Origin of the sequence: Pantoea sp. ME81 (assembly GCF_903970985.1) — a bacterium.
Taxonomy (GTDB): Bacteria; Pseudomonadota; Gammaproteobacteria; order Enterobacterales; family Enterobacteriaceae; genus Pantoea; species Pantoea communis.
On sequence record NZ_CAJCKS010000140.1, the window covers coordinates 1 to 12,582 of the forward strand.

The window sequence follows — 12,582 nt, forward strand, 5'->3', positions numbered from 1 at the left end:
ATACCAACGCACACGCCACGCGCCACGCCGCCGCCAACATAACCGGCGATGATAATGTGCGTGGGCACCGGCGCCACCAGCAGCTCTTCAATATTGCGCTGGAATTTGGCGCTGAAGAATGAAGAGGCCACGTTGGCGTAAGCGTTGGTAATCACCGCCATCATGATCAGACCCGGCACGATGAACTGCATATAGCTGAAGCCATGCATATCGCCGATGCGTGAACCAATCAGATTACCGAAGATGATGAAATAGAGCGTCATGGTGATCACCGGTGGCACCAGCGTCTGAATCCAGATGCGGGCAAAACGGTTGATCTCCTTGGCCCAGATACTCTTGAGCGCCACCCAGTATAAATGTGTCATGCTTTCACTCCTTTACCCTGGGTCAGGCTGACGAACAGCTCTTCAAGGCGGTTCGCTTTGTTACGCATACTCAGCACCTGCACGCCCTGCGCACTCAGCTGGCTGAACACGCTGTTGAGCCCCTGCTCACGCATCACTTCCACTTCCAGCGTAGAGGTATCCACCAGGCGATACTGGAAGCCTTCCAGCTGCGGCAGCGGACTACGCGGCGCCAGATCGAGGATGAAGGTTTCCGATTGCAGCTTTGACAGCAGGCCTTTCATCGAGGTGTTTTCCACCAGCTCACCGCTCTGAATAATGCCGATATTGCGGCACAGCATTTCTGCTTCTTCCAGGTAGTGCGTGGTGAGAATAATGGTGGTCCCTTTGATGTTGAGATCTTTCAGGAAGGTCCACATTGAACGACGCAGTTCGATATCGACACCTGCAGTCGGTTCATCCAGAATCAGCAGTTTTGGCTCGTGCATCAGCGCACGTGCGATCATCAAACGGCGTTTCATCCCGCCCGACAGCATGCGTGCACGCTCGTTGCGTTTGCCCCACAGATCGAGTTGGTTAAGGTATTTTTCCGCGCGCTTGTTAGCTTCAGAACGCTCCACGCCGTAGTAACCCGCCTGATTCACCACAATCTGCATCACGGTTTCAAACGGGTTAAAGTTGAACTCCTGCGGAACCAGACCCAGCTGGCGTTTCGCATTGACCACGTCTTTTTCCAGGTCATAGCCAAACACCCGCACGCTGCCGCCGGATTTATTCACCAGCGAACTGATGATGCCGATAGTGGTCGATTTACCCGCGCCGTTTGGCCCGAGCAGTGCGTAAAAATCGCCTGCCTCAACGTTGAGATCAAGCTTCTTCAGCGCCTGAACGCCGCCGGGATAGGTTTTGGTGAGCCCGGAAAGTTCCAGTGCATAAGTCATTGCGAATCCATACCCTGTTGTAGTGACATCAAAGCCCTATGAAATGATAGTGCGCTCACGCCGAGCATGCGGGGTTATTCAGAGATAACGAGTGAAAAATCAAAGATGAAGCGCTGAGCGATAACCCGCGACACTTTACCACTCTGCATGCGGTAGGGGAACGCAAGCGCTGCCCGTCAGTCATTGACTCGCGGGCTGCGCATCTTATCGCAGGCTGGCGGGATTAGCCTTGGAAGATTGTGCGGTTATTCACCGGTCGGGATAACTTTGCCAATATACGGCAGATGACGATAGCGCTGCGCGTAGTCGATACCAAAGCCGACCACGAACTCGTCAGGAATGGTGAAACCAACGTATTCCACGGTCACTTCCACTTCGCGACGCTCTGGTTTATCCAGCAGGGTGCAGATGGCCAGTGACTTTGGCTCGCGCAGGCGCAGGATCTCGCGCACTTTGCTCAGCGTGTTGCCAGAATCGATGATGTCTTCCACGATCAGCACGTCTTTGCCGCGAATGTCCTCATCCAGATCTTTCAGGATTTTCACGTCGCGGGTCGATGACATACCACTGCCGTAGCTGGAGGCGGTCATAAAGTCGACTTCATGCGGGACATCGATGGCACGGCAGAGATCGGCCATAAACATAAAGGAGCCACGCAGCAGACCCACCAACACCATTTCGCTGCCGCTGCTACGGTAGTGTTCGCTAATCTGCTTGCCCAGTTCGGCAATACGGGTTGCAATCTCCTGCTCAGAGATCATCACGTCGACGGTGTGTTTCATTGCATTCGCCTGGTTAAGGTTTTCAGAAAGCCACGAAGTCTATCATAGTCGAACCAACCTCTAACGCCGCGCACAGAACGCAAACGATACCGTGGCAAAATTTATTGTGCTGGCCTTAACTACAGAAAACCCACCCGCACTCTCACCGGTATTCTCTGGAGATCCTATGGCCGCTTCATCCAGTAAAAAAACACAGATTGGCACCCACGATCTGCATCCGGAAACGCAGATGCTTAATTACGGTTACGATCCGCGGCTATCGGAGGGCGCAGTCAAACCTCCTGTATTCCTGACTTCGACCTTTGTGTTCAACAGCGCCGAAGAGGGACGGGACTTTTTTGATTTCGTTGCCGGACGTAAGCAGCCGCCGGAGGGCAAGAGCGGTGGGCTGGTATACTCACGCTTTAACCATCCCAATAGCGAGATTGTGGAAGATCGGTTGGCCATCTATGAACAGGCAGAAAGTGCCGCGCTGTTCTCCTCCGGAATGTCGGCTATTGCCACCACGCTGCTGGCGTTTGCGCGGCCAGGTGAAGTGATTTTGCATTCGCAGCCGCTGTACGGCGGCACTGAAACGTTGCTAAGCAAAACGCTGCACGATTTAGAGATTAAAGCCGTCGGCTTCAGCGATGGCACCGATGAAGACAAAGTGTATGAAGCAGCCAAACTGGCGTGGCAGCGCGGTCGTGTGGCGCTGATTCTGATTGAGACGCCGGCCAACCCGACCAACAGCCTGGTGGATATTCAGCTGATGAAGCAGGTAGCAGATGTCATCACCCAGCAGCAAGGTTCGCGCCCGATTCTCGCCTGCGATAACACCTTGCTCGGCCCGCTGTTTCAACGTCCTTTGCAGCACGGTGCCGACTTGTCGCTCTACTCGCTCACCAAATATGTCGGCGGCCATTCGGATCTGATTGCCGGTGCGGTGCTGGGCAGCAAAGCGCTGGTGAGCAAGGTGCGATCGCTGCGCAGTGCCATCGGCACCCAACTTGATCCGCACTCCAGCTGGATGATTGGACGATCGCTGGAAACACTGTCGTTGAGGATGGAGAAAGCCGCCAGCAATGCAGAAAAAGTCGCTGCGTTCTTACGCGATAACCCGCAGGTGGAAAAACTGCACTGGCTGCCCTATCTCGATGCGGACAGCTCTGCGGGTGAAACCTTCCAGCGACAATGCAGCGGCGCAGGTTCCACGTTCTCTTTTGATATCAAAGGTGGCCAGCCGGCAGCGTTTCGTTTTCTTAATGCCCTTGCGTTGTTTAAATTGGCCGTGAGCCTGGGCGGTACCGAATCACTCGCCAGCCATCCGGGCAGCACCACCCATTCCGGCGTGCCGCAGGAAGTACGCCAGCGTATTGGCATTACCGATGCCACGGTACGTTTGTCGATTGGTATCGAACATGCTGATGATTTGATTGAGGATATCCGGCTGGCACTGGAAGCGGCTCAGGCCTAATCACTTGCCTGGCACGCTCAGTGCGTGAAGGGCGGCGTTGACCAGGCATCGAGCAGCTGGATAAGGCTGCCCGATGTCCAACCTCGTGTGCTGCCGTAAACCAGGCCACTTGTGCCCTGCCCCTGTAACAGGAAATCAGGCCATTGGCGCTCTGATACTGCTGAGCAGTAAAAGTCCCGCTTATGCCCTGGTATTGCTAAACAACCCGCAGCGAAGACGTTAAGGCTTCGCTGCGGTGTGGCAGTCACTTAGCCGACGGTGAAGCCCAGCATCATGCCCGTATCTTCATGCTCCAGCAGATGGCAATGCGCCATGTAGGCGTTATCGGCATTGGCAACGTAGTTAAAGCGCACCAGCACCTCACTGCGCCAGCCGTTGACGCTGACCATGTCTTTCCAGCCTGCACGATGCGGCGCTGGCGGCTTGCCGTTTTCTGACAGGATGCGGAACTGGGTGCCATGAATGTGGAACGGATGCAGCATGGCATCGCCCTCACCGGAAATAGTCCATTTTTCCACTTTGCCGAGTTCGGCGTTAAACATCGGTTTGGTCATGTTAAACGCCTGACCGTTGATTTTATTGCCGTTGTGGAAATCGTAAGCCGCTGTTTTTGCGTGATCCATCGGCATACTGCCATGGTCCATCTTCATGGCACCGCCGCTCATGTCCATGTTGCCATGATCCATCTGCATCGCCCCCCCCTTCGATTCCATGCTGCCGTGATCCATTTTCATCCCGGCCATGGCTTGATGACCGTAACGATCCATCAGCGCCTGCATGCCTTGTTGATCCAGTTGCGGATCCATCATCAGTTGTAGCCAGCGGCTTTGCACGCCTTCCACTGATGGCAGCGGCGGCAGATCCACCAGCTTATCCGGCATAGAACCACTTGCCATCACGCGCAGTGGCAGAATTTGCACCAGCGGCAAGGGTTGATCAAAGGGTGCCAGCGTCATGCCCATCTGCGTCACCGGCAGCGTCACCATGTCGAAGGTTTTGCCGTCTGAAGTATCAATCATCACTTCGAACCGCTCGCCAGGCAGCAGCGGCAGGCTATCCACTTTTACCGGCTCGGCCAGCAAACCGCCATCGCTGGCAATCACGTACATTGGGCGCTTATCACTGGTGGCGATATCCAGCGAACGGGCATTGCAGCCGTTTAACAGACGCAAGCGCAGCCAGCCGCGTGGCACCGCTTGCTGCGGATACTGCACGCCGTTGGTTAACATCATGTCACCAAACCAGCCCACCGCCGCGCGCATGATGTCGAGTTGGTAATCGATTTTTGCGCCGTCTTTGGTCAGCTGTTTATCCTGGAAAATCAGCGGCACGTCATCTTCGCCCCACTGCATCGGCAGACGCAATTTGCCGGAATCTTCGTCCTCTAACAGCACCAGTCCCGCCAGACCCTGCGCCACCTGATAGCCGGTTTTGCCATGCTGATGCGGATGGAACCAACAGGTGGCAGCCGGTTGATCGGGCGTAAAGGTCACCTGACGTGAGGCACCGGGCGCAATCAGTGCTTGCGGTCCACCATCAACATCGCCAGGAATTTCCAGACCGTGCCAGTGCAATGTCGTTGCTTCCGCCAACCGATTATGAATATTCACCGTAACGGCTTTCTCGCGCGGCAACCGCAGCGCCGGGCCGAGCAGACTGCCGTTATAGCCCCACGTCGGGACGGATTTGCCGTTCCATTGGCTGGTGCCACTCATCGCGGTAAGCGTGTACGCTCCGCGTGCATCGGGCTGCAAAATAGAGGGGATCGGTAGCAGCGGGCGCGTCGCCGCCATTAACGAACGGCTCCACAAAGGCAGCGCACCTGCCGCGCTGAGTGCGGCGGTCAACTTTAGAAAATGACGACGTTGCATATTCTTATCCTTGTCGTGAATAAGGGCACAGCGTAAACCTTTACCCTGCGGGAGGGTCAAGCCCCTTAACAGAATGCGCCGATAAAAAACGTGGGAATGCCCCATTTGGGCAAATTTAGCGGAATCCCTGCAATAACTGTGCTAACGTCAATAAATTGTCCCTTGTTGAGAATGATTATGACGAAAAGCATCAAGATCCTGCTGCTGGCGGGACTCCTTGGCTTCTCCTCCACCAGTTTTGCCCTGAGCGAATCCGAAGCAGAAGATCTGGCCGATCTGACCGCGGTGTTTGTTTACCTGAAGAACGATTGTGGCTATCAGGATCTGCCCGATGCGCAAATTCGCAAAGCGCTGGTGTTTTTTGCCCAGCAGAACCGCTGGGATCTGAGCAATTACAGCAACTACAACATGAAGTCGCTCGGCGAAGAGAGTTACAAAGATTTGAGCGGTATCGCCATTACCAATGACAAGAAGTGTAAGTCGCTGGCGCGTGACTCGCTGAGTCTGCTCGCTTACGTCAAATAGCCCGCCATCCCGCTCTGCTGCTGAAGATTTGACCGTGCAACCACGGTCATATTTCGCTATGCTTTTTCCCCTAATTTCATGGCGATGACATTCGAGGAGAGCCCCATCATGGCCCAGAATGAAATGTGGTATGAGACGCTTCATGCCGGATTTGGACAGTATTTCACGGTAGATAAACTGCTTTATCGCGACAAAACGGCGCATCAGGATCTGGTGATCTTTGAAAATGCCGCTTTTGGTCGTGTCATGGCGCTGGACGGTGTGGTGCAAACCACCGAGCGCGATGAGTTCATCTACCACGAAATGATGACCCACGTGCCAATCCTGGCGCACGGCAAGGCGAAACGCGTGCTGATCATTGGCGGTGGCGATGGCGCCATGCTGCGCGAGGTCTCACGTCACCAAACGATTGAACAGATCACCATGGTTGAGATCGATGCCGGCGTGGTGAGTTTTTGCAAGACGTATCTGCCCAATCACAGCGCCGGTGCCTACGACGATCCACGGCTGAATCTGGTGATTGATGATGGTGTGAATTTCGTCACCCAGACGCAAGAGAAGTTCGACGTCATTATTTCCGATTGCACCGATCCCATCGGTCCCGGTGAAAGTCTGTTTACCTCTGAATTCTATGCCGGCTGTAAACAGGCGCTAAATCCCGGCGGAATCTTTGTGGCACAGAACGGCGTCTGTTTCCTGCAGCAGGACGAAGCGATCAACAGCCATCGTAAACTTGGCCATTACTTCTCCGACGTCAGCTTTTATCAGGCGGCGATCCCCACCTATTACGGCGGCATTATGACGTTTGCCTGGGCAAGCGACAACGAGACGCTACGCCAGTGGGATGCAGTCACCCTGCAATCACGCTTTGACGACGCGGGCCTACGCTGCCGCTACTACAATCCCGCGATTCATGTCGGTAGCTTTGCCTTACCGCAATATCTGCTGAATGCCTTGTCGTGTGAGGAGTGACGAAATTGCAAAAGCTGAAACTACACGGCTTCAATAATCTGACGAAGAGCCTGAGTTTTTGTATTTACGATATTTGCTACGCCAACAGCGAAGCGGAGCGTGATGGCTACATCGCCTATATTGATGAGCAGTATAATGCGAATCGCCTCACTGAAATCCTGACTGAGACCTGCTCAATCATTGGTGCCAACGTGCTGAACATCGCGCGACAGGATTATGAACCGCAGGGTGCCAGCGTTACCATTCTGGTCAGCGAAGAGCCGATCAATCCGCAGGATATCGATAAATCTGAGCATCCGGGTCCGCTGCCCAATTCGGTGGTGGCGCATCTGGATAAGAGCCATATTTGCGTGCACACCTATCCAGAAAGCCATCCTGAGGGGGGATTGTGCACCTTCCGCGCTGATATCGAAGTCTCCACCTGTGGGGTGATTTCGCCGCTTAAGGCGCTGAATTACCTGATTCACCAACTGGAATCGGACATCGTTACCATTGATTATCGCGTGCGTGGTTTTACCCGCGATGTGAATGGCTTAAAGCACTTTATCGATCACGAGATCAATTCGATTCAGAACTTTATGTCCGAGGATATGAAGGCGATGTACGACATGGTGGATGTGAACGTCTATCAGGAAAATATCTTTCACACCAAGATGTTACTGAAGGAATTTGACCTGAAATACTACCTGTTCAATACCAGGCCTGAAGAACTCAACCCGCAGGAGCACAAGCGCATCACCAATCTGCTGTGGAAAGAGATGCGTGAAATCTACTACGGCCGCAATATTCCGGCGACGGGATTGAAGCTATCGTAGTGGTCTGCGATTAACGGGTGCGCATCAATGGGCACCCTACGCAAGCAAGTGTCGGTGCAGGGCTAGCATTGGGTTAACCCTGTTGCTGAAGGGTCGCCTTTGATGGCGACCATGTTACATCAGGCTGTCAGCTGCAAACCAATGCCACGCTCACGCAACGCGCGACAAACTGCGTCGTCGAGACGCGCATCCGTCACCACATCGGTCAAACTATCAATCGGCGCGGCGCAGTACAGCGACCAGGAACCGTATTTACTGCTGTCCGCCAGCAAGATGCGGCGACGTGCATTCGCCAGCAGATCCATCTTCAGACCGGCTTTATCTTCCGTCGGCGTCGTGATCCCGCGTTCAATACTCCACGAGTTACAGCTAACGAACGCGATATCCGGATTGATGCTGCGCAGCAGGCGTCGGCCATGCTCCCCAATACAAGACTGACTGGAGTCATCAATACGACCACCAATAATGGTGGTTTCAATCTGCTTGAATTCAGACAGGAACAGCGCGATATGCAGGTCGGCGGTGATCACTCGCAGTTGCAGATGCGTGAGCTGGCGCGCCAGTTCCAGCATGGTGGTACCGGCATCCAGCACCACGGAGTCGCCCGACTGCACATAACTGGCGGCAAACTGCGCGATGGCCTGCTTCTCGGCCAGATTACGCTGCATTTTTTCCAGCGTGGTCGGCTGCGCAGGAATAAAACGATTGAGCGTCACTCCGCCATGGCTGCGGCTAATGACGCCTTCCTTGTCGAGCTTGATCAGATCGCGGCGGATCGTCGCCGGTGAAGCCGAGATCGCACTCACCAGCTGTTCTACAGTGACCAGATTATGACTTTTCAGGTAGTCCATAATCTGGTCGAGACGGCTTTGTCCCTTCATATTTCCCTATGCTAGCTGCATCGCGAGTTTAATGGAGATCGCCATGCTCGCAGAGTTCGCTTTACCTGTCCAGGCGATATCAAACGCCGTGCCGTGGTCCGCGGAAGTACGGATAAACGGCAGGCCAGCGGTGATATTGACGCCATCATAAAAACCTAACAATTTCAGAGGGATGTGCCCCTGATCGTGATACATCGCCACCACCATATCGTACTGACCTTGCTGGCACTGCAGGAACACGGTATCCGGCGGGCAAGGGCCATAAACATCAATGCCCTGCTCTTTCATCACTTTGATTGCCGGTGCTACGGTGGTGATCTCTTCGTCACCAAACAGGCCATTTTCGCCCGCATGCGGATTCACCCCAGCTACGGCAATGCGCGGCTTGTCGAAACCGACGCGGCGCAGGAAGGTATCCGCCATGCCGATCACCGTCTGGATACGGTCCCCATTCAGGGTGTCGAGGAACTTACGCAGCGCGATATGCGTCGTGACGTGGATCACCTTCAGATGATCGGTGTACAGCACCATGGCGTAGTTTTTGGTGTTAGTCAGTTGCGCCAGCAGTTCGGTGTGTCCCGGATAAATGTGCCCTGCTGAGTGCAGTGCTTCTTTATTGAGTGGAGCTGTCGCGATTGCGTGCACTTCCCCGGCCAGTGCCAGTTCGGTGGCGCGTTTCACACAGCGCCAGGCCAAATCACCGGCTTCTTTCTGCACCACACCCGGTTTTAATGCCTCTGGATTGGCCAGCGGTTCATCGATCACGTTGATGATGCCCGGTGCGAAATGCGCGTCTTTGACGTTATCCAGTACGCGTAATTCTGCCTGCGGCGTAATGTTCAATCCCATCACCCGACGCAGCGTGCTGGCACAGCCGACCACCACTGCCGGGATCCCCGCCAGGTCGCCTTCCGCTAACGCTTTAATGATGATCTCCGGGCTAATGCCCGCCGGATCGCCCATGGTCACCGCAATAATTTTATTCACTCGACTTCTCCTCAATGAAACGGATGGCTTCTATCAGGGTGTTTTCGTCACCAAAGCCACCCGCTTTGGTCATCACCGGCAGGTGTAATTCGCTATTTAGCAGAACCCCGTACGGCACACAGCCCGCCACCAGGCCCTGAATCTGAAAACCACTGGCGCCGAGCGCTTGTGCGACGGCAATTGCCACGTCGCCGCCCGAAAGATACAACCCGGCAGGCAAGGCCTGGCGGCAAACGTTTTGGGTCAATTGGGCGAGGAAGTGGCAGATGCGTTCTCCCAGCTCCTGGCGTGACACCTGATGTTGCTGACACAGCTGTTCAATCTCATGGCGTTGCTCTGCATGCTGTGTGGTGCGCACTACGCAGTGTGCGCCGTCGCGTAAAGCCTGTTGCATCGCTTGCTGCCACTCGACAGCCTGCGGCCACGCGGGCTGAGCAAACAACTGACGAATATCAATATCGATAATGCGAATGTCACGTTGGGTCGCGAGGCGGGCGATTTGCTGCTGCGCGATGGCGCTCATCGAACCCACCACGGCCAGCACCGGCCTGGCCGGACGCGTCGCCAGATATTCGCCCAATGCATCACCTAATCCGGAAGCGCCTGCGAGTAAGGGTCGTGCGGGTAAACTCGCCGCCGCCGCCACAATCAGCGCAATATCAGCATCCTGCTCGGCATCCAGCACCACTAAGCCCTGCCTACTGGCAAGCACCTGTGCCAGCTTGCCACTGCGCACCGTTGCCAGGTCCAGAGTTTCACCGGTCAGATCGCTTTGCATGTGCAGGCGGGTTAACACATGGCTACTGGTCACCGGGGTTTTCGGGTCGCTGGCAAATTCGGTGTCCGTCAGACGCTGCTGGTTGATCCACACTTCACCTTCACGCGTGGTACGGCCCAGTTTCGGCACAGCGGGCACCACCAGCGCTAAGGTTTTTCCGCTGGCGTGCAATGCGGCCTCAATCTCTGCGCCCGGATTGCCGCGCAGCGTGGAATCAATCTTTTTAAACAGCCAGCCATCCTGGGCAATCGCCTGATGCTGCTGTAATGCTAGCGTTGTACGATGCGCTGCTTCTGCTGCACTGACCGCACGGCTGTCGGTGCTGATGACCAGCACATCGGCGCTGCTGGCATCGTGGGCTGTACTGCTATCAAACAGCACATGCACCTTTGCGCCTGCTCGCGCCAGTCCGCTACCGGCGTCGTTGGCACCGGTAAAATCATCCGCGATCACTAAGACGGGTGTTTTCCATGGCTGTGAAGTCATTCTCTTTCCTCTGCCGGCAGTTCGCCGTGTTGAGATTGATTATATTCAATCATGATTGATTATATGTGAGCAAGATCAAATTATTTGAAATCAATTTGTCCTATAAATTTAGGCACTGTAGTGACAGAACCCGCACTGAATGAGCAAAGTTAATCATTTAGTACGAAAAAACCGCGATAAGGGTATGAAATGAATATCAACAGCACCGTGATCAGTGGCTTCCAGGCGCTTAATGACCTCAGCTATTTACTGCAGAGTAAAGACAAAGCGCTTCTGGTCACCGACAAGAATATCGAAGGCATTCCAGCGGTTCAGTCGCTGATCGCGCAGCTGAAACAGCAGATCAGCAGTTTGAGCATCGTCAACAGCGTGCCGCCGGAGCCAAGCCAGCACGATGTCGCCGCCATTGTTGCCGCACTACCTTCTACCGACGTCGATCTGGTGATCGGCGTGGGCGGCGGCAGCGTGCTGGATGTCGCCAAACTGCTGTCGATTCTGTGCGTTGATGGCGCGCCGACATTGGATGCCCTGCTGGCCGGAGAGAAACCGCTGACCCGCACCACGTCACTGTTGATCCCGACCACCGCCGGTACCGGCTCCGAAGCCACGCCAAACGCAATCCTGGCGATCCCAGAGAAAGAGACCAAAGTTGGCATCATCACTCCGGTGATGCTGCCCGATTATGTCGCACTGGTGCCTGAACTGACCACCAGCATGCCGCCGCATATCGCCTCTTCCACTGGTATCGATGCACTGTGTCATCTGATCGAGTGCTTTACCGCCACCGTGTCCAATCCGGTGAGCGATAACTATGCGCTTATTGGCATGAAAAAGTTGTTTGCCAGCCTTGAGACCACCATTGCCGAACCGGGCAATCTGGAAGCGCGCCTGAATATGTTGTGGGCTTCTTATTACGGTGGCGCATCGATTGCCCACGCCGGTACCCATCTGGTGCATGCGATGTCCTATCCGCTGGGCGGCAAATATCATCTGCCGCACGGCGTGGCGAACGCCATTCTGCTGGCACCGTGCATGCGCTTTGTGCGCCCCGCCGCCGTGAGCAAATTCGCGCAGGCCTACGATCTGCTGCCGGACGCCGATGCCTCACTGGATGAAGAAGCCAAATCGCATGCGCTGGTGGAGTACTTTGCCGCGCTGGTGAAACGTCTCAAACTGCCTGCCAGTCTGGAAGAACTGGGTATCGGCCCGGATCACCTGCCGTATCTGGTTGAAGCCGCGCTCGACGTGCAGCGACTGATGAAGAATGTACCGATGAAAGTGAGCGCCGATGACGTACGAAACGTCTACCTGACACTCTTTCCGGCTTTGAATCACTAAGGATTAATGAGGGCATCATGAGTAAGAAAATTCAGGGCGTATTAACCGCCATCGTCACCACCTTTGACAGTGAAGGTGCGTTTAATCCCGCGGCTCAGCGTCTGCAGGTGCAACGTCAGCTCAGCGCAGGCAACGGCATCTTCTGCGGTGGCACCAACGGTGAGTTCTTTGTGCTCAACGAGCAGGAGAAATTAGCGGTTACCGAAACCTGCGTCGATGAAGTGAATGGCGCTGCCCCCGTTGTGGCGCACATCGGTGAGATTTCTACCCGTGAAACCATCCGCCTCGGCAAACAAGTCGCCAAACTGGGCGTGGATGCGGTTTCGGTGATCACTCCGTATTTCGTGCCGCTGAAGCAGGAAGAGTTGATTGCCCACTACCGCGCGGTGGCAGATGCGATTGAAGT

General features: G+C 55.0%; 13 protein-coding genes. 6 read left to right on the top strand and 7 right to left on the bottom strand.

All coding sequences use genetic code 11. From position 1 onward, the window contains the following. The 3 genes from H7A81_RS20495 to hpt form a co-directional block, all read right to left on the bottom strand. Positions 1-365 (bottom strand): ABC transporter permease (locus H7A81_RS20495; RefSeq protein WP_182058554.1); only part of this gene is annotated, 365 nt, incomplete at its 3' end. Continuing rightward, entirely contained in the window at positions 362-1,285 is a 924-nt protein-coding gene (locus tag H7A81_RS20500; protein ID WP_097118370.1) for an ABC transporter ATP-binding protein, read from the bottom strand. The genes H7A81_RS20495 and H7A81_RS20500, both read right to left, overlap by 4 nt. Before the next feature lie 245 nt (positions 1,286-1,530). Then, positions 1,531-2,067 (bottom strand): hypoxanthine phosphoribosyltransferase, encoded by a 537-nt coding sequence (gene hpt / locus H7A81_RS20505; RefSeq protein WP_039331277.1) that lies wholly within the window; start codon positions 2,065-2,067, stop codon positions 1,531-1,533. Between the two features lie 166 nt (positions 2,068-2,233). On the opposite strand from hpt, the gene H7A81_RS20510 reads away from it, so the two are divergent. Further along, positions 2,234-3,523 carry a cystathionine gamma-synthase family protein gene (locus H7A81_RS20510; RefSeq protein WP_160868767.1) on the top strand — a complete coding sequence of 430 codons (1,290 nt, stop codon included), beginning with the start codon at positions 2,234-2,236 and terminating at the stop codon, positions 3,521-3,523. Between the two features lie 248 nt (positions 3,524-3,771). On the opposite strand, the gene cueO is transcribed toward H7A81_RS20510, so the two are convergent. Beyond that, positions 3,772-5,394: a multicopper oxidase CueO gene (cueO, locus tag H7A81_RS20515; protein WP_182058555.1), complete on the bottom strand. Its 1,623-nt coding sequence runs from the start codon at positions 5,392-5,394 to the stop codon at positions 3,772-3,774. A gap of 177 nt (positions 5,395-5,571) precedes the next feature. Between cueO and H7A81_RS20520 the strand changes: the two genes are divergently transcribed. The 3 genes from H7A81_RS20520 to speD all read left to right on the top strand — a co-directional run bounded on the left by H7A81_RS20520 (position 5,572) and on the right by speD (position 7,706). Next, positions 5,572-5,919 (top strand): YacC family pilotin-like protein, encoded by a 348-nt coding sequence (locus tag H7A81_RS20520; RefSeq protein ID WP_007888732.1) that lies wholly within the window; start codon positions 5,572-5,574, stop codon positions 5,917-5,919. A 108-nt stretch (positions 5,920-6,027) separates the two neighbouring features. After that, a complete protein-coding gene (speE, locus tag H7A81_RS20525) occupies positions 6,028-6,891 on the top strand; it encodes a polyamine aminopropyltransferase (RefSeq protein WP_160868765.1) in 864 nt (287 codons plus the stop codon). 5 nt (positions 6,892-6,896) lie between these two features. Beyond that, positions 6,897-7,706 carry an adenosylmethionine decarboxylase gene (gene speD, locus H7A81_RS20530; RefSeq protein WP_058960874.1) on the top strand — a complete coding sequence of 270 codons (810 nt, stop codon included), beginning with the start codon at positions 6,897-6,899 and terminating at the stop codon, positions 7,704-7,706. A 119-nt stretch (positions 7,707-7,825) separates the two neighbouring features. Here speD and H7A81_RS20535 read toward each other — a convergent pair whose 3' ends face one another. From H7A81_RS20535 to H7A81_RS20545, 3 genes are read right to left on the bottom strand one after another with little or no spacing between them, the layout of a single operon-like run. Continuing rightward, positions 7,826-8,587, bottom strand: a complete 762-nt coding sequence (locus H7A81_RS20535; protein ID WP_034829581.1) for a DeoR/GlpR family DNA-binding transcription regulator — start codon at positions 8,585-8,587, stop codon at positions 7,826-7,828. Between the two features lie 6 nt (positions 8,588-8,593). Further along, positions 8,594-9,574: a D-threonate 4-phosphate dehydrogenase gene (locus tag H7A81_RS20540; RefSeq protein ID WP_034829583.1), complete on the bottom strand. Its 981-nt coding sequence runs from the start codon at positions 9,572-9,574 to the stop codon at positions 8,594-8,596. Beyond that, positions 9,567-10,838, bottom strand: a complete 1,272-nt coding sequence (locus H7A81_RS20545; RefSeq protein WP_182058556.1) for a four-carbon acid sugar kinase family protein — start codon at positions 10,836-10,838, stop codon at positions 9,567-9,569. The genes H7A81_RS20540 and H7A81_RS20545 overlap by 8 nt, the downstream gene beginning before the upstream one ends. Before the next feature lie 189 nt (positions 10,839-11,027). Here H7A81_RS20545 and H7A81_RS20550 point away from each other — a divergent pair, with 189 nt between their 5' ends. Together H7A81_RS20550 and H7A81_RS20555 are read left to right on the top strand one after the other, a co-directional pair. Beyond that, positions 11,028-12,176, top strand: a complete 1,149-nt coding sequence (locus tag H7A81_RS20550; protein WP_034829587.1) for an iron-containing alcohol dehydrogenase — start codon at positions 11,028-11,030, stop codon at positions 12,174-12,176. A gap of 17 nt (positions 12,177-12,193) precedes the next feature. Beyond that, the coding region (locus H7A81_RS20555) for a dihydrodipicolinate synthase family protein (RefSeq protein WP_182058557.1) at positions 12,194-12,582 on the top strand (389 nt) is incomplete at its 3' end.

Bases quoted from the DNA above. Each gene is read 5' to 3' on its own strand.
- H7A81_RS20545 (WP_182058556.1), bottom strand. From the start codon at position 10,838: ATGACTTCACAGCCATGGAAAACACCCGTCTTAGTGATCGCGGATGAT.
- speE (WP_160868765.1), top strand. From the start codon at position 6,028: ATGGCCCAGAATGAAATGTGGTATGAGACGCTTCATGCCGGATTTGGA.
- H7A81_RS20510 (WP_160868767.1), top strand. From the start codon at position 2,234: ATGGCCGCTTCATCCAGTAAAAAAACACAGATTGGCACCCACGATCTG.
- cueO (WP_182058555.1), bottom strand. From the start codon at position 5,394: ATGCAACGTCGTCATTTTCTAAAGTTGACCGCCGCACTCAGCGCGGCA.
- hpt (WP_039331277.1), bottom strand. From the start codon at position 2,067: ATGAAACACACCGTCGACGTGATGATCTCTGAGCAGGAGATTGCAACC.
- H7A81_RS20535 (WP_034829581.1), bottom strand. From the start codon at position 8,587: ATGAAGGGACAAAGCCGTCTCGACCAGATTATGGACTACCTGAAAAGT.
- H7A81_RS20500 (WP_097118370.1), bottom strand. From the start codon at position 1,285: ATGACTTATGCACTGGAACTTTCCGGGCTCACCAAAACCTATCCCGGC.
- H7A81_RS20550 (WP_034829587.1), top strand. From the start codon at position 11,028: ATGAATATCAACAGCACCGTGATCAGTGGCTTCCAGGCGCTTAATGAC.
- H7A81_RS20520 (WP_007888732.1), top strand. From the start codon at position 5,572: ATGACGAAAAGCATCAAGATCCTGCTGCTGGCGGGACTCCTTGGCTTC.